The sequence below is a fragment of the Aureimonas sp. AU40 genome, assembly GCF_001463785.1.
In the GTDB taxonomy this organism is placed as follows: Bacteria; Pseudomonadota; Alphaproteobacteria; order Rhizobiales; family Rhizobiaceae; genus Aureimonas.
Window position 1 is genome coordinate 59,366 of record NZ_BBWL01000030.1, and the last position, 25,876, is coordinate 85,241.

Here is a 25,876-nt window from a genome sequence, read left to right on the forward strand (position 1 = left end):
ACCCTTTCCGTGGCGGACGCTGCGATCGGCGCGGCGCCGCCGGGGCATTCGGCCCGCGTGGAAGCGAACCGGAAAGAGGTGCGGCGACGGAACAGCGAGGCTCCGGCGCCGCGTGGTCCGTTAGCGGCGCAGGCCGAGACGGGTGATAAGCGTGGTGTAACGCTCTTCCTCGCGCTCCTTGAGATAGTCGAGGAGACGGCGACGCTGCGACACGAGCTTCAGAAGGCCACGACGGGAGTGGTTGTCCTTCTTGTGGCCCTTGAAGTGTTCGGTCAGGTTGGCGATGCGCTCCGACAGGATCGCGACCTGGACCTCGGGCGAACCCGTGTCGCCGGCCTTGGTGGCGTATTCCTTGAGAAGCTCGGACTTGCGCTCGGGCGTGATCGACATCGTAGATCCCCTTTTAAGTTGGAGGTTTCGAGTCGCCCTCAGCCGGGATGTCGTCCAGCAGGGGCCGTGAAAGGCGTCAAGGGGCGGATCGTGACCCGCCCCGTCGGCGCCCCCGATATAAGGGGCTTTGCCCGGAAAAGCCAGCCCGGCCCAAAGACGCGGGATTTCGAAGTCAAAACGCCCCGCCGGCGCGAGCCGTGCAGGGCGTTCGGGTATCATGTCCCGCCATGGGCGGGGACACGTGGCGGCAGCGCGGATCAGGCTGCGAGCGAGAGGGGCGCGGCGCGCTCGCTGGGCTGCGCGGGCCGGTCGGCGGTGGCTGCCAGGGTGGTGGGAGCGGCGGCGCCCGGACCGGGCAGGTCGGCCTCCAGCTTGAAGAAATCGATCCGATCCTGAAGATCGCCGGCGCCGAAGTTCAGCTCGCCCGCCGAGGCGGACAGATGGTCGGCGCTCGCGGCGTTCTCCTGCGTGACCTGGCTCAGCTGCACGATGGCCTGGTTCATCTGCTCGATGCCGATCGCCTGCTCTCGGCAGGAGGCGGAAATCTCGCTGACGAGTTCCGAAGTGCGCTGGATGTTGGGCACGAGCGCGGTCAGCATCCGGCCCGCCGTCTCGGACGCGGTCAGCGTCTCCTGCGACAGGCTCGCGATCTCCACGGCGGTGGTCTGCGAGCGCTCGGCGAGCTTGCGCACTTCGGAGGCCACCACGGCGAAGCCCTTGCCATGGCTACCGGCGCGGGCTGCTTCGATCGCGGCGTTCAGCGCCAGAAGATCGGTCTGGCGGGCGATTTCCTGCACGAGGGCGATCTTCTCCGCGATGGCCCGCATGGCCTCCACGGAGGACAGGACGACTTGCTCGCTCGACTTGGCGTGAGTGAAGGCCTCGCGCGCCACCTTCTCGGTCTGGTTTGCGTTGTCGGAATTGTGCCGCACATTGCCGGCCATTTCCTCCATGGCGGAGCTCGCCTCTTCGGAGGCCGCCGCCTGCTCGGCCGAGCCGGAGGCCAGCTGCTGCGACAGGGAGGCGGTCGAGCCCGCCGTGTGCGTCAGCCCATGGGCGCGCAGGCCGACGGCCGCGACGATCTCGTTCAGCTTCAAACGCATCTGGCAAAGCGTGGTGAGAAGCTCGCCGATCTCGTCCCGGCGATTGTGGACGATGCGATGGGAAATATCGCCCGTGCCGACGCGCAGCATGTTGGCGCGCAGCTCGGCGAAGCCGGTCGAGAAGCTGCGCAGGATCAGGAAGCCGAGCACGGTGCCCATGAGCAGCGAGGTGGCGATCAGCGCGACGGAGACGGTCCAGGCCGAGCCGTAGTCGGCGTCCGCCTTGGCGACGAAGCCCTGCACATTGGCCTTGGCGGCATCGCTGAGGGCGGCGAGATCGGCGCTCACCTGATCGGCAGCGGGCCCCTCGTCCTTGCGGATCGCGTCGAGGATCTCCGCATCGCCGCGCCCCTCGCCGATCCAACGCAGGACATCGTCCATCTTGACGCGCAGCGCCGTCAGCGAGGCGGCGCGGGCTCGCGCGGCCGCCTGCCCCTCGGGGCCGACCGTCGCCTCGAAGCTCTTCATCCAACGATCGGCGTCCGACCAGATGCCGCCATACTCGGTCTGGATCGTCGCGCGCTCCTCGGGCGAAACCACCATGGCGCGAAACAGGATGCGCCGCGCGTCGGCGAGCGCCAGGCGCACCTGGCCGACGGCTTCGACCTGAAGGAAGGGGCGCTTGGCAAGCTCGTCCAGCGCCGCGAACGTATGGCTGGACTGTCTCAAGCCAAGAACGCTGCCGGCCGCGCCCAATAAAGTTAGAAGGACGAAAGCCAGGGCCAACCTCAGCTTGATGGAATGCCACATGCGCATGAAACGTTTCCTCCAAACATTAGAGGATCATGCCAGCGGGAAGTTAAATCTTGGAGAATCCAACAATGGCGACTGGGCTCATCACCCAATTTTCAAGATTCGATTTCGGCTCTGCAATCATCATCGAGAATCAACATCGAAACGACCAAGAGAAGAACATCTCACTATCAACGCATTATTGCCACACGCTTCGCAGAGTAGGCGAATGAATACGAGTGAAAGGCATTAGGACAATCGCGTCCCAATTAGTCGCGGCGATGAGAAGGCCATCAGCAGAACCTAGAAATCTTTTATCGAAACCTTAGATTGCAGAACGATCTACTGGTCACGGACCGCGCCGGCCGTCTCGCGCCCCTCAAGCCGGTGCGAGCCACACGAAGCCGAGCGGCGGAAGCGTGAGACCGTCGCCAAGAATTACCTGCTTCCCGCCCACGAGATCGCGCATGGAGAACGGCAGCGCGCCGAAGCGTTCGGGCGAAAGCACCTGCGCCTCGTCCGACAGGTTGGCGAAGACGAGAACCCCGCCCCGCTCGGGCCGGTGGAAGCCCAAGACATGCCGATTGCCGGTCCAGAAGCCGCGCAGCGCCGTGCCGCCGAAGGCCGGCGTCGCCTTGCGCAGGGCGATCAGATGACGCAGCCCGGCATAGAGCCGGCCGGCCACGGTGCCCTCGTCGTGCCGTTGCTCGTAGAGCGCGTCCGGGCGGAAGGGCCGGTGAACCCAGCGGCTGTCCACCGCTTCGGCCGGGCGGTCGAGATAGGTGAGGTCGTTGAGTTGGCCGACCTCGTCGCCGAGATAAAGAAGCGGAATGCCGGCGGCGGCCAGCGCGACGGAATGAAGCAGCAGGACGCGGCGGATGCCCGCGTCGGGATCGCGCCCCAGGCCCGCGAGCGAGGCCGTGGTGCCGGTGATGCGGCAATCGCCCGTGCGCGGATTTTCCTGAAAGGGCTCGCCTTGCGCAAAGGAGCCGGGAAAGCGCCCGACGAAGAATCCGTTCAGGAAGCGCCGGTGGTCGCCGCCGTGGATGCCGAGTTCGGCCGCTTCCTCGTCAGCGAAGGTCCAGCCGATATCGTCGTGGCTGCGGACATAGTTGACGAAGGCGCAGCCCGGCGGCAACGACTGGCGCCGGTCGAAGGCCTGCTGCAGCAGGCGCGCGTCCCGCGTCGCCAGCGCTTCCCAGCCCAGCGCCATAACCAGCGGATTGTAGGACATCGGGCATTCGGCGCGGTCGATATAGGAGACGACCTCGTCCGGGTGGACGATCGCCTCGGACTTGAACACCATGGCCGGCGCGCCCATGCGGCAGAGCGCGTTGAAGGCGCGCAGCAAACGGTGTGCCTCGGGCAGGCTCTCGCAAGGCGTGCCGAGCCGCTTCCAGATGAAGGCGACCGCGTCCATGCGCAGGATCTCGACGCCGCGATTGGCGAGATACAGCATCTCGCCCGCCATGGCGCGGAAAACGGCGGGGTTGGCGTAGTTCAGGTCCCATTGGAAATGGTAGAAGGTCGCCCAGATCCAGCGCCCGTCCGGCAGCTGCACGAAGGAGCCGGGATGGTCGTCGGGAAAGATTTCCCGCGTCGTGCGCTCGTACTGGTCGGGCAGCGTCCGGTCGGGAAAGACGAGGTAATAGTCCTCGTAGGTCTTTTCGCCGGCCAGCGCCCGGCGCGCCCATTCATGCTCGTTCGATGTATGGTTGAAGACGAAGTCGACGGTGAGCGAAATGCCGCGCCGGCGCAGGGTGCCGGCCAGATGCTCGAGATCGGCCATGGTGCCGAGCTTCGGGTTCACCTCGCGATAGGAAGAGACGGCATAGCCGCCGTCGGAATTCTCTTCCGGCGCCCGGAACAGAGGCATGAGATGGAGAGTGGTGAGACCCAGTTCCTCGAAATAGGAAAGCTGGTCCTCGACGCCCTTCAGCGTTCCGGCATAGCGATCGACATAGCAGACGCCGCCCAGCATCCGCTCGTCCGTGAACCAGTTCGGCTCGGCCTCGCGCGCGGCGTCCAGCGCCTTCAGCTCACCCGAGCGCTCGGCATAGGACGAGGCGGCGCAGTTCACCGCCTCGGCGAGCTCGCGCAGGAACGCGGGATGCCCGGCATAGACCGCCGAGAACTCGGCGAACAGCGCGGGGAAATACGTGTCGAACCGGCGCCGGAACGCCGCGTCCCAGCCTGCGGCTTGGGGATGGGCCAGCACATGAGCGAGGGCGTCGGAAAAGCTCGGCACGTCGGACACGTCTGATCTCGCCTATGGGTTGAACCGACAGGCGCGATATCATGCGGCCGCGCGGCCGGGAAGCAGCCGCCCGGCGGAGGGCGCGCCATCCGCGCGACGCCCAACCGCTCGCCAGCCATGCAGATGGGGAAACGCGGACACGAGGGATCAGTCGTCGGCAAGTATGAGGGCGGAGCTGATGCTCCGACGACTTGCCCCGGGCCAGACGTGTTCTTCACGCGCGAAGCATTCACCCAACCGCGATACCCCCTCATCTCGTCTCTTATGTTATAACATAACACCACTGGAGCCCGTTTCGAATTTTTCAACTGGGCTGTCACGCGGATGTTATGAAGAAAACCTATGCCGCAACCGACAGATCCCAGTGGAGACAATCGATGCGCCACCTTCTCAGCTTGCTCGTCGTCACCAGCGCGCTCACCGCCACCGCCCATGCGGCGACGGTCATGCCTCTCGACCGTGCGACCATCCTGGCGGGCTCGCCCTTCGACATGAAGGTCGAGTTCAAGGGCGTTGTGAAGGAAGGCGACGTCGCCGTCACCATCAACGGCAAGCCCGCCGCCGAAGTGCTCGGTCAGCCCGTCGAGTTCATCGAGAAGGAAGACGGCGTCGAGGCCTCCGCCATCCGCATCCATGGCGGCCATATCCTGGCGCCGGGCAGCTACAAGGTCGAGGCCAAGGCCGGCGACGAGACCAAGGCGGTGACCTGGGAGGTCTACGGCACGCCCGCCACGGCCAAGGCCAAGAACATCATCTTCCTGCTCGGCGACGGCATGACGGTGGCCAACCGCACCGGCGCGCGCATCATGTCCAAGGGCATGACCGAGGGCAAGGCGAACGGCCGCCTCGCCATGGACGATCTCGACCACATGGCTTTCGTCGGCACGTCCTCGACCAATTCCATCGCCACCGACAGCGCCAACACGATGTCGGCCTACATGACTGGCCACAAGTCGGCGATCAACGCGCTCGGCGTCTATGCCGACCGCACGAAGGACTCCTTCGACGATCCGAAGGTCGAGACCATCGCCGAGGCGCTGCGCCGCACCACCAAGAAGTCGGTCGGCATCGTCGTCACTTCCGAGGTCGAGGACGCGACGCCCGCCGCAGTGGTGTCCCACACCCGCAAGCGCGCCGACAAGCCCGAGATCGTCGACATGCTGTTCAAGGTGAAGCCGGACGTGCTGCTCGGCGGCGGCTCGGCCTACTTCCTGCCGCAGTCGACGCCCGGCTCCAAGCGCAAGGACGACAAGAACTACATCCAGATGTTCCAGGGCGCGGGCTACGCGCTGGCGACCGACAAGGGCGAGCTGGAGACGGCCAAGGGCTCGAACCAGGAAAAGCTGCTCGGCCTGTTCCACACCGGCAACATGGACTTCATGCTGGATCGCGGCTTCCTGAAGAAGGGCACCGTGTCGAAATTCCCCAACCAGCCGGGTCTGGTCGAGATGACCGAGATCGCGCTGGACCGCCTGTCGAAGAACCCCGAGGGTTTCTTCCTGATGGTCGAGGGCTCGTGCATCGACAAGGCCTCGCACCCGATGGACTTCGAGCGCTCGATGATCGACACGATCGAGTTCGACAAGGCCGTGGGCGTGGCGCGCGAGTTCCAGCGCACCCATCCCGACACGCTGATCGTCACCACGGCCGACCACACGCACGGCATCTCGATCATCGGCACGATCGACGACGACAAGCCGGGCACGGAAATGCGCGAGAAGGTCGGCGTCTATGCCGATGCCGGCTTCCCCAACTACGAGGACAAGGACGGCGACGGCTATCCCGACCGCGTGGACGTGTCGCGCCGCCTCGCCATCTTCGCCGCCGACTTCCCGGACTATTACGAGACCTTCCGCCCGAAGGTGGACGGCCCGTTCGAGCCCGCCGTCCAGAACGAGAAGAAGGAATACGTGGCGAACGAGGCCTACAAGAACGTTCCCGGCGCCGTGTTCCGCGAAGGCAACCTGCCGCGCTCGGCCGACACCGCCGTCCATGCGGTGGACGACGTGGTGCTGCAGGCCGCCGGCCCCGGCGCCGAGGAGTTCAAAGGCTACATGGAAGAGAGCGACATCTACCGCGTTCTCGCCGATGCCTTCGCGTTGGCGCCCGCCAAGAACTAAAACTTCACGTCCCTTCGGACGCAGACGGGTCCCGGCGCGCCGCGCCGGGGCCTTTGCCATTGGAGGACTTCGCCATGACCGGGCTCGCTCTCTCCCGCCGGCGCTTCACAGCATCGCTGCTCGGAGCGCTCGCAGCGTTTCGCGCGCCCTCGGCCCGCGCCGCCGAAGCGCTCGGCTTCGACGATCTCTACGGCAAGATCAGCGTGCTCGGCCTCGCCTTCTCCGACAAGCTGAAGTCGCTGGCCGGTCAGAGCGTCGAGATGCGCGGCTTCATGGCGCCGCCGCTCAAGGCCGAGGCGCAGTTCTTCGTGCTCACCGAAATTCCCATGTCGATCTGCCCCTTCTGCTCCTCGGACGCGGACTGGCCGGCCAATATCGTCGTCGTCTATCTCCGCGAGCGGCAGACCTTCGAGCAGGCCAACCGGCCCATCGCGGTGTCGGGCCGGCTGGAGGTGGGCTCCTGGACCGACCCCGAAACCGGCTTCGTCAGCTTGGTGCGGATCGTCGACGCCCGTTTCTCCTCCGTGTGATCCCATGTCCGCGCTCGTTCTTCGCGATCTCGAAGTCCGCTTTCCCGGGCTGGACGCGCCCGCCCTCGCCATCCCCGCGCTCGATCTCCAGCCCGGCGAGCGCATCGCGCTGACCGGCGCCTCGGGCTCGGGCAAGACGACCTTTCTCAACGCCGTCAGCGGCCTTGAGCGGGTGCGCCAGGGCACGGTGCGCTGGGGCGAGACCGATCTCAGTGCCTTGAGCGAAGCGGGGCGCGACCGCTGGCGGGCCCGCCATGTCGGGCTGGTGATGCAGGATTTCCACCTCTTTCCCGGCCTGTCGGCGATCGACAACGTGCTTCTGCCCCATCGCCTGTCGCGCGCCCTGCCGCTGGCTGAGGCGCGGGCCGAAGGGCAAAGGCTGCTCTCGCGCTTCGGCATCGAGCGGCCGGCGCAAAGGGTGGAGACCCTGTCGCGCGGGCAGATGCAGCGCGTCGCCGTGGCGCGCGCCCTGGCGGGCCGGCCGGCGATCCTGATCGCCGACGAGCCGACCGCCAGCCTCGACGCAGAGGCCGGCGCGGCGGTGGGCGATCTCCTCCTGGAACTCGGGGCCGAGACGGGCGTCACGCTGATCGTCGCCACGCACGATCCGCATCTCACCGGCCGCATGAACCGCGTCGTCAGGCTCGCCAACGGCCGCCTCCTTTCGGCCCCGGAGGCCTGAGCCATGTTCGGTTTCATCTGGGCCGACCTTCGCCGCCATGCCGCAGGCGTCGTCGCCGTTGTGCTGCTGATCGCGCTGGCGACGGCCCTCGGCGTCGCCGTGACGCTGGGCGAGCGAGCCATCCGGCTCGGCAGCGCCCGCGCCGCCGCCGCCTTCGACCTCGTGGTCGGCGCGCCGGGCAGCGAAACGCAGCTCGTGCTGTCCTCGGTCTTTCTCCAGCCGGCCCCCCTCCCCCTTCTGCCCGGCCATGTGCTGGCCGATCTCGCCGCCGACCCGCGCGTGCGCTACGCCGCGCCGGTAGGCTTCGGGGATTTCGTCGGCGACGATCCGGTGGTCGGCACAACGCTTGACGTCGTGACGGGGCTCGGCGGTCTCGCGGAGGGGCGCAGCTTCGAGAAGCTGCAGGACGCCGTGGTCGGCGCGGGGGTGGCGCGGCCGATCGGCTCGCGCTTCAAGCCGCTGCATGGCCGCCTGTCGGAAGGCGGGCATGTCCATGGCGAGATCAGCTACGAGGTGGTCGGCCGCATGAAGCCGACGGGCACGGCCTGGGACAAGGCGGTGCTGGTGCCGATCGAGGCGGTGTGGCTGGCCCACGGCCACGAGCCGCACGAGGCGCACGACGAGGCCGCGCCGGAAGCCGGCGACGCCGCACATCGCGGCGAGGCTCCCGCCGCCGCTTCAACCACTGGCCCTGCCCCCGCGCATGTCGGCCCCGGCCTCGCGTCCATGGCGTCCTTCGTCGATCCCGAGGAGCGCGAGCTTCCGCGCGTCGTCGATCTCGACCGGCCCGTGGACCCCGCCGCGCTGAGCCGGGCGGACGCGCCGGGCGTTCCCGCCATCGTGGTGAAGCCGCGCACCATCGCGGATGCCTACAAGCTGCGCCAGGAATATCGCCGCGAGGGTAGTCTCGCCGTGTTTCCGGCCGAGGTCCTGACCCGGCTCTACGGCACGCTGGGCGACGCGCGCAGCGTCCTCTCCGCCATTGCGCTGGGCGCGCAAGCGCTGGTCGGCGCGGCGATCCTCTTCGTGGTGATCGTCCATGTCCTGCAGCGCCGGCGCCAGATCGGCGCGCTTCGGGCCTTCGGCGCGCCGCGCCTCTCAGTCTTCGCCATCGTCTGGGCCGAGGTCTTCGCCATGGTTGGCGCCGGCGTGCTCGCCGGCTTCGGCCTCGGCTTCGCGGCGGCCTCGCTGCTCGCCCGGCTCGGCGGCCGCACTACGGGCATCGCGCTGCCGATCGAGCTGCATCCGTCGGACGGCTGGAGCCTCCTTGGCCTGCTCCTGACCGTCGCGCTCGTCACGCTCGTCCCCGCCGCCCTCGCCTATCGCCAGTCCCCCGCCGAGGCGCTGCGCGGCTGAGAACCAGGGATAGAACCTGAGGGAGGCCGGCGGGCGGGATTTTCTCCCCGCTCACTGGGTCGCGACCGTCCACCAATGCGCTCGCGCATCGGCTGCGCTCCGCGCCTCGCGAGCCGAGAAACTTGCTCGGCGATTGTCCGCCAGCAGCTATTGTCCCGAGTTCCAAGAGCTCCTTTCGGGGCGCAAGTCGGTCGCAGGGAGCCCGACCCATGCAGCAGACGCTCGCCCTCACCGCGCTTCTGGTGTCTGACTACGACGAGGCCCTTCACTTCTATGTCGGCGTGCTCGGCTTCGAGCGCATGGAGGATCTCGCGCTTTCTCCTGACAAGCGCTGGGTCGTCGTCCGCCCCAAAGGCGCCGCCGGCGGCGAGCTGCTTCTCGCCAAGGCGGCCGACGCTCGCCAGCGCGCCGGGATTGGCGATCAGGCGGGCGGGCGGGTCTTCCTGTTTCTCCAAACCGACGATTTCGAGCGCGACCATGCCGCTTATCTCGCGCGCGGCGTCGTGTTCGAGGACGCGCCGCGAGACGAGCCCTATGGCCGCGTCGCGGTGTTCCGCGATCTCTACGGCAATCGCTGGGACCTGATCGAGCCCAACAAGGCCTGACGCTCAGCCGCCGTGGTAATCCGCGTCGCTGACCTGCTCCATCCAGTCCACGACCTTGCCGTCCTGGTTCTCCTGAATGGCGATGTGGGTCATGGCCGTGGTGGGCGAGGCGCCGTGCCAGTGCTTTTCGCCCGGTTCGAACCAGATCACGTCGCCCGGCCGGATTTCCTCCACCGGTCCGCCCTCGCGCTGCACCAGCCCGAGCCCTGCAGTGACGATCAGCGTCTGGCCGCGCGGATGCGTGTGCCATGCGGTGCGCGCGCCCGGCTCGAAGGTCACGCTCGCCGCCGCCGCGCGCCGCGCCTCGTTGGCGGCGAACAGCGCGTCGACGCGCACGGTGCCGGTAAACCAGTCCGCCGGCCCCTTGGCCGAGGGCGTCGAGCCGTTTCGGGTAATGTCCATGGGAAATGCCCGCCTCGTGAATCGGGAAATTGGATCGGAAAATCTGCGGGGGAAAGAATAGGCCGCCATCGCAGGCCTTCCACCGCTCGCCGTCAGATCGCAACGCCCGCGTGGGGCGCGCAGTCGCCTCAGTTGGAGACGACTGTTCATGAAAGAAACGGGAGGGCTGCACCGCGCGCCCTCCCCGATCGCTCAATACATCGGAATGCCACCCGTCACCGGGATCACCGCGCCCGAGATGTAGCTTCCCTCCTTGGAGGCCAAAAGCACGAAGGCGGGGGCGAGTTCGCTGGGCTGGCCGGCGCGCCCGAGCGGCGTATCCTGGCCGAGCACCTCCAGCTTGTCCGAAGGCTTGGCGATCGGCTGGATCGGCGTCCAGACCGGGCCGGGCGCCACGGCGTTGACGCGGATTCCCTTGGGCGCCAGGAGATTGGACAGGCCGATGGTCAGGCTGGAAATGGCGCCCTTGGTCGCGGCGTAGACGATCATATTTTCCGTCGCGACCTTGGCCTGGATGCTGGTCGTGTTGACGATGGTGGAACCCGGCTGCATGTGCGGCACGGCCGCCTTGGCGAGGCGAACCATGGCGATGACATTGACCGCGAAGGCCTCTTCCATCGTGTCGTCGTCGATGTCGTTTAGATCTTCGTTGGTGGTCTGCGCGGCGGCATTGTTGACGAGAATGTCGAGCCGGCCGAGTTCACCGACCGTGCGCTCCACCAGTTCGGTGCAGAGCGCGCGGTCTCGGATATCGCCCGGCAGCAGAAGGCAGCGGCGCCCGGCCTTCTCCACCCAGGTCTTGGTCTCGTCGGCGTCGGCCTGTTCGGCCTCGAGATAGGAGATCGCGACATCCGCGCCCTCGCGGGCATAGGCGATGGCGACGGCGCGCCCGATCCCGGAATCGCCGCCGGTGACGAGGGCGACGCGCCCCTCCAAAAGGCCCTTGCCGACATAGCTCTCTTCGCCATGGTCGGGCTTGGTGCGCATTGCGGTCTCGAAGCCCGGCCGCTTCTGCTCCGGCTCGGAAGGAAAGCGGGTCGGCTGGCTCGTGCGGGGATCGTCGGTCATGATCGATGGTTTCCGATTGGGAAAGGAGACAGGGGCAACTCGCGACCGCCCCAATCGCTCCCTCGCTTCCCAGACGGATCGACGCCGCCGGGCGCGCGCCTCTTCGGACGCCCCGCCAGGCGCGAAGCGCTCTACTTGTTGCCGATGATCCCGAGTTCGGCGGGCCATTCGTTGCCGCTAAGATCGATTCGCAGGTCGAAGCCGTTGAGAAGGGCGAATTCGTTGGCGTCGCGCAGCACGGTCGGCAGATCGCCCCGCATCGTTTCGAATTCGACGCCTTCGCCCTCGGCCGCGCCATCCAGCGTAGCGTCGGCCCGCAGGGCACCTTCGCCGCCGATCAGGCGAACGAGAACATAGGTCGAGGTCTCGTCGCCCGTGCGGAGAAAGAACAGATCGTCGCTGGCCATGGGGCGCATCCTTTGGGTGGTCGGTGACAGTTGAACTAGGCCAGCATGTTCGATCGTCACGGCTTTTCCCGCGATCGTCATTCTGCCCCGCCGGAGAGGCCACCCTGCGGCGAAGACGCACGAGGTTTCAACGCCTTGCGGTGGAACCTGTTCTTGTCCGCAATCGTAGTGGTTCTGTCGCGGCCGGATGGAGGGCGCGGTCCCAATGGAGAAGCGTTCATGAGCTCCATGCCCTATCCCACCCTTGTTTCCGCCGAATGGCACCCGATCCGCAGCTTCCTCGCCGCCTTTCCCACGGCCTGCTTCACCCTGACGCTCGCGACGGACGTCGCCTTCTGGCAGACCGCGAACCTCATGTGGCAAAATTTCTCGGCCTGGCTTCTCTTCGCCGGCCTCGTGTTCGGCGGCCTCGCCGCCTTGGGCGAGTTGATCGGCCTCGTGTTCCGCCGCGCCCGCGCCTCGAGCGGCGCAAGCTGGCCGCATTTCCTCGGCACCTTGATCGTTCTCGCGCTCGCCTTACTCAACAGTCTCGTTCACGCCGGAGACGGCTGGACCGCCGTGGTGCCCTATGGGCTGGCGCTATCGGCCGCGACCGTTCTCGTCATGTTGGCGACGGCCTGGCTCGGACGCCCGACGGCCGTTCGACATGACTTGCGCCCCGCCGCCCATTTCGGAGATCGCCGCGATGTCTGATCCAATCTTCACGGCCCGTCGCGCCGCCTCCGCCAGCGCCCTTGCAGCGCTTCTGGCGCTTGGGGCCTGCAGCGAGAGCGGCGCGGTCGATGTCTCTCAGCAGATCGGCCCCGACCCCGTTCTTCCCGCACCCAGCCAATCCCTCCTGCCCGATCTCAAGGTGGCCAAAGTGGTTGGCTGGCAGGAAGGCCAGACCCCGAGCGTTCCGCAGGGCTTGACGGTGACGGCCTTCGCCAAGGACCTCGCCAATCCCCGCACGGTCTACACGCTGCCGAACGGCGACGTGCTCGTGGTCCAGTCGCGCGGACCGTCCGGCGAGCCTCTCTCGCGGCCGAAGGATCTCATTCGCGGCTGGATCATGTCGATCGCCCATGGCGGCGGGGGCGGCGAGCAGAAGGAGAGCAATCTCGTCACGCTCCTACGCGACACCAATCGCGACGGCGTGGTGGACGAGCGGCACGATATCCTCACCAAGCTCTCCTCGCCCTTTGGCCTCGCCTGGGCCGACGACACGCTCTATGTCGCGGCCACCGACGGTGTGCTCGCCTATCCCTATAAGCTGGGCGAAACCAGCATCTCGGCGCCGCCCCGCCTGCTGACGCCGCTGCCCGGCGGGCCGATCGACCACCATTGGACGAAGGACCTGGCGCTCAGCCCCGACGGGCGGTTCCTCTACGCCTCGGTCGGGTCGAACTCCAACATCGTCGAAAACGGGCTGGAAGCGGAAAAGGGCCGGGCGGCGATCTGGCAGATCGACCGGCAGACCGGGGCGGCACGCGTCTATGCCTCGGGCCTGCGCAATCCCAACGGCCTCACCTTCCAGCCGGGCACGGACACGCTCTGGGCCGTGGTCAACGAGCGCGACGAACTCGGCCCCAATCTCGTGCCGGACTACATGACCTCGGTGAAGGACGGCGCCTTCTACGGGTGGCCGTGGAGTTATTACGGCGCCCATGTGGACGAGCGCGTCCATCCGCAGCGGCCCGACATGGTGGGCAAGGCCATCGCGCCGGACTATGCGCTATCCAGCCATGTGGCGGCGCTGGGCCTCGCCTTCTCGCAAGGCTCCGCCCTGCCGCCGCAATTTGCCGACGGGGCCTTTGTCGGCGAGCACGGAAGCTGGAACCGCGACGCCTTCAATGGCTACAAGGTCGTCTACGTGCCGTTCCAGGACGGCAAGCCCGCTGGCAAGGCGGTGGACGTCGTGACCGGCTTCATCGACGGCGACGAGGCGCATGGGCGCCCGGTCGGCGTCGGCATCGACGGCACGGGCGCGCTTCTGGTGGCGGACGATGCCGGCAACACGGTCTGGCGCGTCGCCTCGTCGGATGGGCGCGTGGTGGCCCAGCCGATAGGCTCCGACCCGATCCGCCTCGCCAAGGCCGCTGCGACAGGTTCGAACGGTAGTTCGACCGTGGCGCTCAGCGACAACCCGGCGACGCCTCTGACTTCGACCAGCGAAGCCGCCCAGCCCTTGGCGCCGTCGCAGACCCAGATCGCCCCGGCGACTCTTCCGGCCGCCACACCGGCGCAGTAGCCCAGCATCAGCCGGCTTGGCGCATTAACGCGTGCCAAGCCAGATCGCAGAGCTTCGGGTCAGATGTCGAGATTGGCGACCTGAAGCGCGTTTTCTTGGATAAATTCGCGGCGGGGCTCGACCTCGTCGCCCATCAGGCGGGAGAAGAGCTGGTCGGCGTCCGTCGCGTCTGGCACCTTCACCTGAAGGAGCGAGCGCACTTCGGGGTCGAGCGTGGTTTCCCAGAGCTGCTCGGGGTCCATCTCGCCAAGGCCCTTGTAGCGTTGAAGCGAGAGGCCCTTGCGGCCGACTTCGAACACGGCGGCCACGAGATCGAGCGGCCCCAGGATGGTGCGCTCGGTTTCCTTGCGGCGCAGAACCGGGGCGTGCGGATAGACCTCGGAAAGGCGGTTCGCAATGCGGTGCAGAGCGATCGCGTCGGCGGACTGTATCAGCGCCGCGTCCACCGCCTGCACGTCGAGAACGCCGCGCACCGTGCGCTGGAAGCGATAGCCGCCCATGCCGTCGGCTTCGCCGATCCAGCCGCGCTCGGTCTCCTCGGCCACCTGATCCAGCGCCTTGGCGATGCGGTCGGCCATCACTTCCGCCTCGCCTTGGTTCTCGGCAACGGAGGGGGACAAGGCGCCGGCGACCGCCGCCTGTTCCACGACCTGACGGTTGTAGCGGGAATGGAGGCCGGCGAGGATCTGGCGAACGCCGAGCGCGTCCTCCACCACGGAGCGCAGGTCGCGGCCCGAGCGCGCCTCGCCATTGTCGAGCTGCAGGATCGCGTCCTCCAACCCGCCCTCGATCAGGTAGTTCTCCAGCGCCTTCTCGTTCTTGAGATACTGGCCCTGCTTGCCGCGCGTCACCTTATAGAGCGGCGGCTGCGCGATGTAGATGTGGCCGCGCTCGATCAGCTCCGGCATCTGCCGGAAGAAGAAGGTGAGCAGAAGGGTGCGGATATGGGCGCCGTCGACGTCGGCGTCCGTCATGATGATGATCTTGTGGTAGCGCAGCTTGTCGGGGTTGAACTCGTCCTTGCCGATCGAGGTGCCGAGCGCGGTGATCAGCGTTCCGATCTGGTCCGAGCCCAGCATGCGATCGAAGCGGGCACGCTCGACATTCAGGATCTTGCCGCGCAGCGGCAGGATCGCCTGGTTCTGGCGCGAGCGGGCGCCCTTGGCCGAGCCGCCGGCGGAATCGCCCTCGACCAGGAAGATCTCGGATTTCGCCGGGTCCTTCTCCTGGCAGTCGGCCAGCTTGCCCGGCAGCGAGGTGATGTCGAGCGCGCCCTTGCGGCGCGTCAGCTCGCGGGCGCGCTTGGCAGCCTCGCGCGCGGCGGCCGCCTCCACCACCTTGGCGGTGACGATGCGCGCTTCCTGCGGATGTTCCTCGAACCAGGTGGCGAGCGTCTCGTTGACCAGCCCCTCCACCACCGGGCGCACCTCGGAGGAAACGAGCTTGTCCTTGGTCTGCGAGGAGAATTTGGGGTCCGGCACCTTCACCGACAGGATGCAGGACAGGCCCTCGCGGCAATCGTCGCCGGTCGGCTGGACCTTTTCCTTCTTGAGGACGCCCGAATTCTCGGCATAGCCGATGACCTGGCGCGTCAGCCCGCCTCGAAAGCCCGCCATATGCGTGCCGCCGTCGCGCTGCGGAATGTTGTTGGTGAAGCAGAGCACCGTCTCGTTGTAGCTGTCGTTCCACCAGAGCGCGGCTTCGACGGTGATGCCGTCCTTCTCTCCGAACAGAACGATGGGCTCGGAGATCAGCGGCTTTCGCGCCCGATCGAGATAGCGCACGAAGGCTTCCAGCCCGCCCTCGTAGAACAGCTCGGTGCGCTTCTCGTCGGCATGGCGCTTGTCGGTCAGGATGATGCGAACGCCCGAGTTCAGGAAGGCGAGCTCGCGCAACCGGTGCTCCAGCGTGCCGTAGTCGAAGCTGGTGACGCCCCGGAACGTGTCGGTGGAGGGCAGGAAGGTGATGGCGGTGCCCGTCTCGTCGCCGGCATCGCCCGTCTCCACAAGGGACGCGTCGGGCACGCCGTGCGTGAAGCTCATCTCGTGGATGCGGCCCTTGCGGCGGATCTTCATCTTCAGCCACACCGACAGGGCGTTGACCACCGAGACGCCGACGCCGTGCAGGCCGCCGGAGACCTTGTAGGAATTCTGGTCGAACTTACCGCCCGCATGGAGCTGGGTCATGATGACCTCGGCCGCCGAGACGCCCTCGCCCGTGTGGATGTCGGTCGGGATGCCGCGCCCGTTATCGGTCACGGTGCAGGAGCCGTCGGGGTTGAGCGTCACGGTGACATGCGTCGCGTGGCCGGCCAGCGCCTCGTCGATGGCGTTGTCCACCACCTCGTAGACCATGTGATGGAGGCCCGAGCCGTCGTCCGTGTCGCCGATATACATGCCGGGCCGCTTGCGCACGGCGTCGAGACCCTTCAGCACCTTGATGGAATCGGCGCCGTATTCCGCGCTGGCGGTTTCGGTGGTCTCGGGGGCTTCGGACATGGCATTCCTAACGGGTCGGGGCGCGGCGGGCGGAGCCGCGCGGCTCCTCTGTTCGACCGCCATCATATAGAAGTTTTTGCATCGCAATCCAAGCTTTACGGGCTTTTCGCCCTATCGGGATCGCACAATCCTCCCACCCCTTCGCCGCCCCGATCCCGCTCTCCTATCGGCGGGCGGGCGAAAGCCGCAGCTCCGCCCGGATCAGCTCGTTCGACCCGAGGAGACAGCAGGCATGACAGACCTCTCGCGGGGCGCCGGCCCGTCCGGGCCCCGCGACCAGCGTGACGTCCTCAGGGCGCCGTGACGACGCCCTGCGAGGGCGCTTCCGGGCGCTCGTTCACCAGCGTCCGGTTGGCCTCGGGCGCCTCGCCGGCGCCGAGATAGCGCGAGGGGTCGGCGTCGCCCGGCACGATGCGCTGGATGGCGCGCGGCTCGCCCTCCGTCCCGAAGCGCTCGGTGAAGATGCGCCGGATCGCCTGCGCGGTGCGGCGCTGGGCGTCCGTGGTGGCTCCTTCGCGCACCACGCCGCGAAACACGATGACCTGCGTGTCGGCGGTGAGCTGGTCCAGAAACGCGACGGGCTCGGACAATTGCTCCTCGCCCGCACTCTTCGGCCAGGCCGAGATCAGCGCCTCGTGCGCAGCCTCGAAGGGCACCTGGCGCGGCACGGTGATCTGCCACGCCAGAAGCCGCGAGGCGGCGCGCGAATGGTTGCGCATCCAGACGTTCCAGAGCGTGGAATTGGGCGCGAAGACGAAGAGCCCGTCGAAGGTTTCGAGATGGCAGGTGAAGAGGCCGATCTCATGGACGCGGCCGGCGAAGTTCTGCGTCTCGATATAGTCGCCGACGCGGAACGGGCGCAGCCAGAGCAGCATGATGCCGGCGGCGATGTTGGTGAGCGTGCCCTGCAGCGCGAGACCGACGGCAAGGCCCGCGGCGCCGAGCACGGCGAGCAGCGAGGTCATCTGCACGCCGATCTGCCCCAGCGCGATGATGAGCGCCATGACGATCACGACATAGCGCACCATGGCGACCAGCGGCCCGCGCACCGTCTCGTCGATGCGCGACAGGCCGAAGGCGCGCCCGACCAGCGCCGCGAGGCGCCCGGCGATGAAGAAGCCGAGCGCCATGACCAGGACGGCGACAAGGAAATTGGGCAGGAAGCTCGCCGCCTGGGCGGCCAGCGTGCGCAGGAAGGTCTGCGAGGATTCGATCGTGTCTTGGATAGGCATCGAGACCCTTGAAGGTTGCGGATCGCAAGCGATGCGACGCCCCTCCCCGGCGCCGCGCGAGCCTATCAAGAAAGGTCAGCGCCCCGAAAAGGAAAGGGGCCGCGCGGCGAACCGGCGGCCCCTTGGATGATGATCGAAGCGGGAGAAGGCGCTCAGATCGACGGCGCGCCCTTCGGCTTTTCCTTGGGCTCGTCCTCCGCCACCAGCCCGTCGAACAGGGCGGTGGAGAGGTAGCGCTCGGCGAAGGAGGGAATGATGACGACGAGGTTCTTGCCGGCATTCTCGTCGCGCGCGCCGACCTTGGCGGCGGCGGCGAGCGCGGCGCCCGACGAGATGCCGACCGGCACGCCTTCCAGGCGCGCCACGAGGCGGGCGGTCTCGAAGGCTTCGTCGTTGGAGACGGTGACGACCTCGTCATAGATGTCGCGGTCGAGAATGGCCGGCGCAAAGCCCGCGCCGATGCCTTGGATCTTGTGCGGCCCCGGCGCGCCGCCGGAAAGGACGGGCGAGGCCTCCGGCTCGACGGCGATCACGCGCAGCCCGGGATTGCGGCTTTTCAGCACTTGGCCGACGCCGGTGATCGTGCCGCCCGTGCCGATGCCGGATACGAAGAGATCGACATGGCCCGCCGTGTCGTTCCAGATTTCCTCGGCCGTGGTGACGCGGTGGATCTGCGGATTGGCGGGGTTCTCGAACTGCTGGGGGATCACCGAGTTCGGAATTTCGCTGCGCAGTTCCTCGGCCTTGGCGATGGCACCCTTCATGCCCCTGGCGCCTTCGGTCAGCACCAGCTCGGCGCCCAGCAGCCGCAGCATCTTGCGCCGCTCCACCGACATGGTCTCGGGCATGGTGAGGATGAGCTGGTAGCCCTTGGCGGCGGCAGCGAAGGCGAGCGCGATGCCGGTGTTGCCCGAGGTCGGCTCGATCAGCGTGTTGCGGCCCGGGCGGATCGTGCCGTTGGCCTCCAGCGCCTCCAGCATGGCGACGCCGATGCGGTCCTTGACCGAGGAGATCGGGTTGAAGAATTCGAGCTTGGCGAGAAGCTTGGCCTTCACGCCCCGTTCGTGGGCGAACTTGTCGAGCCGAACGAGCGGCGTGTCGCCGATCGTGTCGAGGATCGAGTCGTAGATCCGGCCCCGTCCGTGGGTCCGGGCGGTCTGGTTGTTCGCGGGCGTATCCATGGCGACGTGTCCTTGTCCCTCTCCGACCGCGCTGTCCGAGCGCGCATGGGCGGCAATCTAGCGCGGATGCGTCCCGATTGGCGAACCTCAAGCGATCACGATCCCGAAGCGAGGAAGCAAATCCATGCGCAACGCGCCGAGATGGGAGAAAGATTTTCCCCGACAGGCGGCACTGACGTCTCCACCGCCCTGGCATCGAAGGGCACGCCAAGCCTTTGAATCAAATCGCGCCTCCAGGATTCAACCCATCTCAGGAGGCTGTCAGGCAAGCTGGCGAGCTAGAGGCTGTCATGAACCATGGGCAGGCGATGCGGGCGGGCGGCTCTTCGGTCGCCCGAGGGCCGTCGACCCATCCGCAACTGCCCATGGTTCATGGCAGCTTCCAGGCCCTTTCGAGCCTGTTTGACAACTCGATCGGGCCGGGCGGCCAGCCCTCACGGACTGCCGCCGCAACGACGCTGCGGGCCGACGCTTCAAGCGTTCGCCCTTCCTCGTTCGCCGGGCCGGCAGGGCATCCTGCGGGCCTTCTAGACGCCTTTTGTCAAACCGGTCTCGGTCTGGATCGCCATGCTCCCATCCGCTCTTCAATCCCTTCGAATGCTCTGCCTCGAACTCTTCGGCCTGACGCTGACCATGGCCGGCGTCATGGTGATCGCGGCCTATTGGTATTTCGGCAGCTTCTCGCTGCCGGCCGCGCAGAGCACGCTCGTGTTCTGCCTTCTCATGCTCTTCGTGTCGGTCCTGCCGCTGCAGCTTTATGCCGCGACGCGCATCGTCGCGCTGCGCCGCGCCAACCACCAGCTCTTCCACATCGCCACGCGCGACGGGCTGACCAAGGTTCTGAACCGCGCCGCCTTCCAGAAATCGGTGGAACTGCGCATCGGGCAGGAGGGGCGGCGCCGGGCCGAGGACGACGTGCCCCACACGCTCCTGATTCTCGACGCCGACCACTTCAAGCGCATCAACGACCGGCTGGGCCACGGCACGGGCGATCAGGCCCTGTCGCTGATCGCCGCCACGCTGCGCCAGAGCGTGCGCAAGGACGATCTCGTCGGGCGACTGGGCGGCGAGGAATTCGCCGTCCTCCTGCGCAATGCCGGCTTCGAGGAGGCGCAGATCGTGGCCGAGCGCCTGCGCGCGCGCATCAACATGCTGGAGGTCGGCCCGCGCAGCCAGCGCACGCGCCTGTCGGTGTCGCTCGGCGGCATCGCCTTTCGCACCGCCATTCCCTTCGACGCGCTCTACAAGATCGCCGACACCAATCTCTACAAGGCCAAGTCGGCAGGCCGAAACCGCGTCACCCTGTCCCAGCTCGGCGCGCTGCGCAGCGTCGGCGAGCCGGGACGCCAGATCGAGGGCGCGGCGCGGCGCTGGGCCTGAGACCCCATCATCCCGCCGCTCTCTCCATGCAGGGGGCGGCGGGCCGGCGTCAGGCCGCTTCCAAGGCGGGATGGGGGAAATGCAGCCCACCCGCGATGCGGTTCCAGGCGTTGATCTGCGCGACGACGAGCGTCAGGAGAAGCGTGTCCTCCGGCGTGAAACCCGCGGGCGGAGCGGCCTCGGCTGACGCCCGCCCGCCAGGCAGCGTGAGATGTTCCGCAAAACCCAGAGCCGCCTTTTCGCGCGGAGAGAAGGCCGGGCTTTCCCGCCACACGGCGAGAAGATCGAGCTTGGCGGCCTCGACGCCGATGCGTCTGGCAATGTTCAGGTGAAACGCCACGCAGAAGGCGCAGCCATTGATCTGCGACACCCTGAGCTTGACGAGCTCGCTCAGCCGCTTGTCGAAGCCGGCTTCGTCCACCGCCTTTCCGAGCGCGAACAGCGCGGCATAGGCCGCGGGAGCCGTGGTGCGAAAAGACTCGATCGAGAAACCCGAGGCCTCGGCCTCGACGGCAGCACTCGCCATGGTTCGGCAACTCCTTTAATGTCAGAACACGAACATAATATCAGAGCTCTGACATTAGGCAAGGCGGAGGGGAACCGATGGGATTGCCGGAGGCAGGTGAAGGCAAGCGCGGGGAACAGGGGCATCTCGGCTATCTGCTGCGGCAGGCGTCGAACGCGCATCGCCTCCGCGTGGACGGGGCGCTGAGCGATCTCGACCTGACGCATCCCCAGTTCTCGGTGCTGACGATGCTGGCCGCTTATCCCGGCACCAGCAATGCGGATCTGGCGCGTCTGGCGCTCCTGACGCCCCAGACCATGAGCGTCATCGTCGCCAATCTTCTGAAGGCAGGCTTGGTCGAGCGCCGCGCGCACGCGGTTCACGGGCGCATTCAGACGATCGAACTGACGCCGGCGGGAGAGGCGATCCTGGCGAAGGCCAAGGAGCGCGTCTACGGGCTGGAGGCCGGCATGGTGGCCGGCCTTTCCGCCGAAGATCGGTGGATCGTCCAGGACTGGCTCGTCCGGCTCGCCAAGCCGGACATGGGCTAGAGATTGCTCGACAACCCAGCTGGGGTTCAGGCGCGGCGGACGAGACTCCAGATGGCGGCGCCGCCGAGGATCAGGGCCGCGCTCCGGTTGAGCCGGGCGAGAACGGAGGGGCGGCGCAAGACATGGCGCGCCCGCGCCGCCAAGGCGGCATAGGGCGTCATGACGAGGAAGAGCACGAGCGTCGTCAGGACGACCAGCACCGCATAGTCGGCAAGGCCGACATGCTGGAGATCCACCAAAGTCGGCAAGAGCGCGAGATAGAAGACGATGGTCTTGGGGTTGGCGAGTGTCACCGTCAGCCCGGCCAGGAAGCTGCCGAGCACAGTCTCCGACGCCATGGCCTCGACCTCGGCGGCGTTGCCGGCGGCGCGCCAGAGCTTCCACGCCAAATAGCCGAGATAAGCGGCGGCCAAGAAGCGAACGATCGTGAACAGCTCGCCCATCGCCTGCGCCACAAGCGCGAGGCCGAACACGGCGGCCGTGAGGAAGGTGAGATCCCCCAGGATCAGCCCGAGCGTGAAGCCCATGGCCTGCCTGAAGCCGGCGCCGAGCGCGCGGGCGACGAGCGCCACCACGCCGGGGCCGGGAATGGCGGCGGCCAGCGCCAGCGCCAGCGCATAGGCGAGAAAGCCGGCGGCGCTCATGCGCGGCCCGTGGAGCCGAAGCCCCCCGCCCCGCGAGCGGTCTCGCCGACCCCGTCCACCTCGGCGAAGCGCGCCTGCGGCGCGGTCGCGACGACGAGCTGCGCGATGCGCTCGCCCCGCGTCACCACGAAGGGCTCGGAGCCGAGATTGACGAGGATCGCCATGACCTCGCCGCGATAGTCGCTGTCGATCGTGCCCGGCGTGTTGAGCACCGTGACGCCGTGGCGCGCCGCCAGCCCCGAGCGCGGCCGCACCTGGATCTCGAAGCCCTCGGGAATGTCGAACACGAGACCGCTCGGCACGAGCGCCCGGCCGAGCGGCGGGATCGTCACATCCACCTCCACCGCGGCGCGCAGGTCCGCCCCGGCGGCCCCGGCACTGGCATAGGCCGGCAGGTCCAGCCCCTCGGCATGGGGCAGGCGGTGAACGCCGATATGGGGGCCGGTGCCGGGAAGTTCGCTCATGGGGCGCGCTCCGTCTCGAGAAGCATCCGGCTTATCTCGGCGGCGAGCCGTTCGGCAACCTCCTCCTTGGCCAGTTCGGGCCATTCCTCGATTCCCCCGCGCGAGACGAGCTTCACCGCGTTGCGCGCGCCGCCCATGACGCCCCCCGACACATCGTTGGCGACGATGAGATCGGCGCCTTTGGCCTCCAGCTTGCGCGCGGCATTGGCGAGGAGATCGTCGGTCTCGGCGGCGAAACCCACAACGATGCGGGGGCGGCGCGGGCCGGTGCCGACGTGACGCAGAATGTCGGGGTTCTCCACCAACGGCAGGGCGGGCGGGCCCTCGCCGGGGCGTTTCTTGATCTTGGCGCCGGCCTCGGATTGCGTCCGCCAGTCCGCCACGGCAGCGACGAAGACGGCGGCATCGACGGGCAGTTCCGCTTCCACCGCTGCCAGCATCTCGCGCGCCGTCTCCACATGCCGGGTGCGAAGGCCGGCGGGATCGGGCAGCGCCACCGGGCCGGAGACGAGAACCACCTCCGCCCCCAGTCGGGCGAGACTCTCGGCGATCGCATGCCCTTGCCGGCCGGAGGAGCGGTTGGCGATGTAGCGCACGGGGTCGATCGGCTCATGCGTCGGGCCGGAGGTGACGAGCACGCGCCGGCCGGCGAGCGGGCGCTCCCCCGGCACGAGAAGCGACTCGGCGGCGGCCACGATCTCCAGCGGCTCGGCCATGCGCCCCTCGCCCGCTTCTCCGCTCTCGGCCATCTCGCCCCGGTTGGGGCCGACGAAATGGAGCCCGTCGGACTTAAGAATGGTGAGGCTGCGGCGCGTGGCGGGATGCGCCCACATGGCGGGGTTCATGGCAGGGGCCAGCAGCACCGGCGCGTTGGTGGCCAGAAGAATGGCACCGGCGAGATCGTCCCCAATCCCGGCCGCCATCTTGCCCATGCGCGTGGCGCTGGCCGGCGCGAGGATCACCAGATCGGCCGAGCGCGCGAGGCGGATATGGCCGACATCGTGCTCGTCGTCCCGGCTGAAGAGCTCCCCATAGACCTTGGTGCCGGCCAGCGCCCCCAGCGACAGGGGGGTGACGAACTCGGCCGCCGCCGCCGTCATGACCGGCGTCACCCTGGCGCCGCGCTCGCGCAGGCGGCGCACGAGATCCAGGCATTTGTACGCCGCGATGCCGCCGCCGACGATGAGGAGGATGCGCTTGTCGACAAGGGTCGAAGCTGCGGTCATGAGCGCTCGCGTCACAAGGCGGGGCGAATGTCGGTGTGGACGAAGTCGTCGCCCTTGAAGAGAAGCGGAGCGTTGTGTCGACGCGCCAACGCATAGGCGAAGCAATCGCCATAGTTCAGTTTGGCGGGATGCCCGGAGCCGCGCCCGAAACGCCGATGGGCATCGATCGCCAATTCCATCTGCGGGGCGTCGAAGGCACGCAGTTCCACGCCGCCTAGTTTTAGAAGCGCATCGAGGCGGGAGACTCCCTCCTGCCCCCAACGAGAGCGAACGACGATATACGCTTCGACCGCCGTGGCAGCAGAAAGAACGAGGTCCGTTCTGGAACCCAAGATAGCGCCAAACTGTGCCGCATCAGACTCTCTCGCGATGATCGCCACCAACGCGGATGTGTCAATGACGATCACGGAAGGAAGTCGTTGATTTCGTCCGACACAGCCTTCTGGTCAAAAGGCTCCAGCGGCGGGTGGGCGAGCGCCATGATCCGCTCGAACCGCTCGCGCGCGTCCGCCTCGCTTCTGTAGGGAGACTGCGGCACCTCCTCGACGAGCGCTTGCAAGGCCAAGCGCAGATCCTGCTCCATCGAGCGGCCGTTGTGGGCTGCGCGAATCTGGAGCTTGCGCTTGAGATCCTCGTCGATGTTGCGAATGGTCAAGCTGGCCATAGCGCGATCCTCCTGTCTGAAGGATACGCCTCCAGAGTCATGATTGCAATGCAATCACCCTACCCGAAGGTCAGCTGCCAAGCGATCACCACTAGAGCGATCGCCGAGGCGATCTGGGCGATGTGGCTGATGACGAGGCCGGTGCGCGATTCCTTGGCGAGTTCCAGAAGATCGTCGTCGTTGATGTGGATGCCGTTCTCGATGAGATCCGGCATGTTCTTGGCGAAGACCTCCAGACCCGTCGCGAAGTCGGGCAGGCGCTTGGCGATGCGCCCCAGCGCCTCCAGCCCCTCTCGCGCGTCGCGCAGCTTCGCCGCCGGGCCGATCTCCGACAGGATATAGTCCGACACGACCGGCTCGGCCGCCTGCCACATGTTAAAGCGCGGGTCGTAGGAGCGCGCGACGCCTTCCACCACGACCATGGTCTTCTGCAGCAGAACCAGCTCGGGCCGGGCATGCATGTCGAAGAGCTCCGTCACCTCGAAGAGAAGCGTCAGGAGATGGCCCATGGAGATGGTCTCGGCCGGCTGGCCGTGGATCGGCTCGCCGATGGCGCGAAGGGCCTGCGCGAAGGACAGGACGTCCTGATTGCGCGGCACGTAGCCGGCCTCGAAATGCACCTCGGCGACGCGGCGATAGTCGCGCTGGATGAAGCCGTAAAGAATCTCGGCGAGGAAGCGGCGCGAGTCCGCCGACAGGCGGCCGACGATGCCGAGATCGACCGCGACGATCGTGCCGTCCGGGGCGACGAAGAGGTTTCCCGGATGCATGTCGGCATGGAAGAAGCCGTCGCGCATGGAATGGCGCAGGAAGGCCTGGATCAGGTTGACGCCGAGGCGCGGCAGGTCGTGGCCCGCCGCGCGCACGGCGGCCACGTCGTTCATCTTGATGCCGTCCACCCATTCCATGGTGAGGACGTCGCGCCCCGTGCGCTCCCAGTCGATGCCGGGCACGCGAAACCCGGGATCGTCCCGGGTGTTGTCGGCCATCTCGGAAGAAGCCGCAGCCTCGAGGCGCAGGTCCATCTCAATGCGGGTGGACTGGGCCAGCGTTTCCACCACGGCGACGGGCCGCAGGCGCCGCGACGAGGGAACGACGATCTCCAGCACCCGGGCGATGAAGGCGAAGGCCTGCATCTCGCGCAGGAAGCGCACGCGCACGCCCGGCCGGATGACCTTGACCGCGACGAAACGCTCCTCGCCCTCGCGCGTCAGGACGCGGGCCTTATGGACCTGGGCGATCGAGGCGGCGCCCACGACCTCGCCGAACTCGATGAACAGATCGTCGATGCGCCGGCCGAGCGTCACCTCGATCGTCTCGATCGCGACCTGCCGGGGATAGGGCGGCACCTTGTCCTGCAGGTCGCTGAGCTCCAGCGCGATTTCGGTGCCGACGATGTCGGGCCGCGTGGCGAGGAACTGGCCGAGCTTGACGTAGGACGGCCCGAGCCGGTTCAGCGCGGCGGCGAGCCGGTCCTTGCGCGCCCGGCGCACGGCCGAGCGGCGCGCCAGAAGCCCCGCCGCCTTGTGGGCGAGCGCGGCCATGGGCGGCAGGCCTTCTGCGGGAAGCGCGGAAAAGACGCCCTCGCGGGCCATGATCCAGACCGCCCGGACGAGGGCGATCGTGCCGGTGACGGGATTGCTCACGCC

At 67.6% G+C, this 25,876-nt stretch carries 25 protein-coding genes; 9 read left to right on the top strand and 16 right to left on the bottom strand.

Translation table 11 applies throughout. The features are described 5' to 3' along the window. Positions 1 to 120 precede the first annotated feature (120 nt). The 3 genes from rpsO to AUL32_RS10150 all read right to left on the bottom strand — a co-directional run bounded on the left by rpsO (position 121) and on the right by AUL32_RS10150 (position 4,482). Positions 121 to 390 (bottom strand): 30S ribosomal protein S15, encoded by a 270-nt coding sequence (gene rpsO, locus AUL32_RS10140; protein ID WP_061972731.1) that lies wholly within the window; start codon positions 388 to 390, stop codon positions 121 to 123. A 257-nt stretch (positions 391 to 647) separates the two neighbouring features. Next, complete coding sequence (locus AUL32_RS10145) at positions 648 to 2,249, bottom strand: methyl-accepting chemotaxis protein (protein ID WP_062114413.1); 1,602 nt, start codon at positions 2,247 to 2,249, stop codon at positions 648 to 650. A 355-nt stretch (positions 2,250 to 2,604) separates the two neighbouring features. Beyond that, on the bottom strand, positions 2,605 to 4,482 hold the full coding sequence (locus AUL32_RS10150) for an amylosucrase (protein ID WP_062114416.1): 1,878 nt from the start codon (positions 4,480 to 4,482) through the stop codon (positions 2,605 to 2,607). A gap of 377 nt (positions 4,483 to 4,859) precedes the next feature. On the opposite strand from AUL32_RS10150, the gene AUL32_RS10155 reads away from it, so the two are divergent. The 5 genes from AUL32_RS10155 (at position 4,860) to AUL32_RS10175 (ending at position 9,775) form a co-directional block, all read left to right on the top strand. Further along, entirely contained in the window at positions 4,860 to 6,602 is a 1,743-nt protein-coding gene (locus AUL32_RS10155; protein WP_062114419.1) for an alkaline phosphatase, read from the top strand. A 74-nt stretch (positions 6,603 to 6,676) separates the two neighbouring features. Then, positions 6,677 to 7,132, top strand: a complete 456-nt coding sequence (locus tag AUL32_RS10160; protein WP_244497781.1) for a hypothetical protein — start codon at positions 6,677 to 6,679, stop codon at positions 7,130 to 7,132. Positions 7,133 to 7,136: 4 nt separating this feature from the next. Further along, complete coding sequence (locus AUL32_RS10165) at positions 7,137 to 7,814, top strand: ABC transporter ATP-binding protein (protein ID WP_062114423.1); 678 nt, start codon at positions 7,137 to 7,139, stop codon at positions 7,812 to 7,814. Between the two features lie 3 nt (positions 7,815 to 7,817). After that, a complete protein-coding gene (locus AUL32_RS10170) occupies positions 7,818 to 9,170 on the top strand; it encodes an ABC transporter permease (RefSeq protein ID WP_062114426.1) in 1,353 nt (450 codons plus the stop codon). Between the two features lie 209 nt (positions 9,171 to 9,379). Further along, a complete protein-coding gene (locus tag AUL32_RS10175; protein ID WP_062114428.1) occupies positions 9,380 to 9,775 on the top strand; it encodes a VOC family protein in 396 nt (131 codons plus the stop codon). Between the two features lie 3 nt (positions 9,776 to 9,778). Here AUL32_RS10175 and AUL32_RS10180 read toward each other — a convergent pair whose 3' ends face one another. The 3 genes from AUL32_RS10180 to AUL32_RS10190 all read right to left on the bottom strand — a co-directional run bounded on the left by AUL32_RS10180 (position 9,779) and on the right by AUL32_RS10190 (position 11,652). Further along, positions 9,779 to 10,177 carry a (R)-mandelonitrile lyase gene (locus AUL32_RS10180; RefSeq protein ID WP_062114444.1) on the bottom strand — a complete coding sequence of 133 codons (399 nt, stop codon included), beginning with the start codon at positions 10,175 to 10,177 and terminating at the stop codon, positions 9,779 to 9,781. A gap of 192 nt (positions 10,178 to 10,369) precedes the next feature. Next, entirely contained in the window at positions 10,370 to 11,245 is an 876-nt protein-coding gene (locus AUL32_RS10185) for an SDR family oxidoreductase (protein WP_062114449.1), read from the bottom strand. 131 nt (positions 11,246 to 11,376) lie between these two features. Then, positions 11,377 to 11,652 (bottom strand): hypothetical protein, encoded by a 276-nt coding sequence (locus AUL32_RS10190; RefSeq protein WP_062114452.1) that lies wholly within the window; start codon positions 11,650 to 11,652, stop codon positions 11,377 to 11,379. 228 nt (positions 11,653 to 11,880) lie between these two features. On the opposite strand from AUL32_RS10190, the gene AUL32_RS10195 reads away from it, so the two are divergent. Together AUL32_RS10195 and AUL32_RS10200 are read left to right on the top strand one after the other, a co-directional pair. Beyond that, the gene (locus tag AUL32_RS10195; protein WP_156421420.1) at positions 11,881 to 12,345 is read left to right on the top strand and encodes a DUF2231 domain-containing protein; all 465 of its coding nucleotides are present in this window, start codon (positions 11,881 to 11,883) and stop codon (positions 12,343 to 12,345) included. Continuing rightward, the gene (locus tag AUL32_RS10200; RefSeq protein ID WP_062114458.1) at positions 12,338 to 13,882 is read left to right on the top strand and encodes a PQQ-dependent sugar dehydrogenase; all 1,545 of its coding nucleotides are present in this window, start codon (positions 12,338 to 12,340) and stop codon (positions 13,880 to 13,882) included. The genes AUL32_RS10195 and AUL32_RS10200 overlap by 8 nt, the downstream gene beginning before the upstream one ends. 59 nt (positions 13,883 to 13,941) lie before the next feature. Here the strand turns inward: AUL32_RS10200 and gyrB are convergent, their stop codons facing one another. The 3 genes from gyrB to cysK form a co-directional block, all read right to left on the bottom strand. Beyond that, the gene (gene gyrB / locus AUL32_RS10205) at positions 13,942 to 16,380 is read right to left on the bottom strand and encodes a DNA topoisomerase (ATP-hydrolyzing) subunit B (RefSeq protein ID WP_061972748.1); all 2,439 of its coding nucleotides are present in this window, start codon (positions 16,378 to 16,380) and stop codon (positions 13,942 to 13,944) included. A 290-nt stretch (positions 16,381 to 16,670) separates the two neighbouring features. Then, positions 16,671 to 17,612: a mechanosensitive ion channel family protein gene (locus tag AUL32_RS10210; protein WP_061972750.1), complete on the bottom strand. Its 942-nt coding sequence runs from the start codon at positions 17,610 to 17,612 to the stop codon at positions 16,671 to 16,673. A 152-nt stretch (positions 17,613 to 17,764) separates the two neighbouring features. Then, the gene (gene cysK / locus AUL32_RS10215) at positions 17,765 to 18,793 is read right to left on the bottom strand and encodes a cysteine synthase A (protein WP_061972751.1); all 1,029 of its coding nucleotides are present in this window, start codon (positions 18,791 to 18,793) and stop codon (positions 17,765 to 17,767) included. Between the two features lie 567 nt (positions 18,794 to 19,360). Between cysK and AUL32_RS10220 the strand changes: the two genes are divergently transcribed. Continuing rightward, positions 19,361 to 20,173, top strand: coding sequence for a GGDEF domain-containing protein (locus AUL32_RS10220; RefSeq protein WP_082659501.1), 813 nt, complete (start codon positions 19,361 to 19,363; stop codon positions 20,171 to 20,173). 49 nt (positions 20,174 to 20,222) lie between these two features. Here the strand turns inward: AUL32_RS10220 and AUL32_RS10225 are convergent, their stop codons facing one another. Next, positions 20,223 to 20,699 carry a carboxymuconolactone decarboxylase family protein gene (locus AUL32_RS10225; RefSeq protein ID WP_082659503.1) on the bottom strand — a complete coding sequence of 159 codons (477 nt, stop codon included), beginning with the start codon at positions 20,697 to 20,699 and terminating at the stop codon, positions 20,223 to 20,225. Positions 20,700 to 20,776: 77 nt separating this feature from the next. On the opposite strand from AUL32_RS10225, the gene AUL32_RS10230 reads away from it, so the two are divergent. Further along, positions 20,777 to 21,229 carry a MarR family winged helix-turn-helix transcriptional regulator gene (locus AUL32_RS10230; RefSeq protein ID WP_062114464.1) on the top strand — a complete coding sequence of 151 codons (453 nt, stop codon included), beginning with the start codon at positions 20,777 to 20,779 and terminating at the stop codon, positions 21,227 to 21,229. Positions 21,230 to 21,255: 26 nt separating this feature from the next. Here AUL32_RS10230 and AUL32_RS10235 read toward each other — a convergent pair whose 3' ends face one another. The 6 genes from AUL32_RS10235 to ubiB are packed head-to-tail and all read right to left on the bottom strand — an operon-like array spanning position 21,256 to position 25,873. Then, entirely contained in the window at positions 21,256 to 21,873 is a 618-nt protein-coding gene (locus tag AUL32_RS10235) for a LysE family translocator (RefSeq protein WP_062114467.1), read from the bottom strand. Continuing rightward, positions 21,870 to 22,337: a dUTP diphosphatase gene (gene dut, locus AUL32_RS10240; protein WP_062114469.1), complete on the bottom strand. Its 468-nt coding sequence runs from the start codon at positions 22,335 to 22,337 to the stop codon at positions 21,870 to 21,872. The genes AUL32_RS10235 and dut overlap by 4 nt, the downstream gene beginning before the upstream one ends. Beyond that, a complete protein-coding gene (coaBC, locus tag AUL32_RS10245; protein WP_062114474.1) occupies positions 22,334 to 23,563 on the bottom strand; it encodes a bifunctional phosphopantothenoylcysteine decarboxylase/phosphopantothenate--cysteine ligase CoaBC in 1,230 nt (409 codons plus the stop codon). The genes dut and coaBC overlap by 4 nt, the downstream gene beginning before the upstream one ends. Before the next feature lie 11 nt (positions 23,564 to 23,574). Continuing rightward, a complete protein-coding gene (locus tag AUL32_RS10250) occupies positions 23,575 to 23,970 on the bottom strand; it encodes a type II toxin-antitoxin system VapC family toxin (RefSeq protein WP_062114477.1) in 396 nt (131 codons plus the stop codon). Beyond that, positions 23,967 to 24,227, bottom strand: a complete 261-nt coding sequence (locus AUL32_RS10255; RefSeq protein ID WP_062114480.1) for a FitA-like ribbon-helix-helix domain-containing protein — start codon at positions 24,225 to 24,227, stop codon at positions 23,967 to 23,969. The genes AUL32_RS10250 and AUL32_RS10255 overlap by 4 nt, the downstream gene beginning before the upstream one ends. A gap of 59 nt (positions 24,228 to 24,286) precedes the next feature. Further along, positions 24,287 to 25,873, bottom strand: a complete 1,587-nt coding sequence (gene ubiB / locus AUL32_RS10260) for a 2-polyprenylphenol 6-hydroxylase (protein WP_082639092.1) — start codon at positions 25,871 to 25,873, stop codon at positions 24,287 to 24,289. Between the last annotated feature and the right edge of the window lie 3 nt (positions 25,874 to 25,876).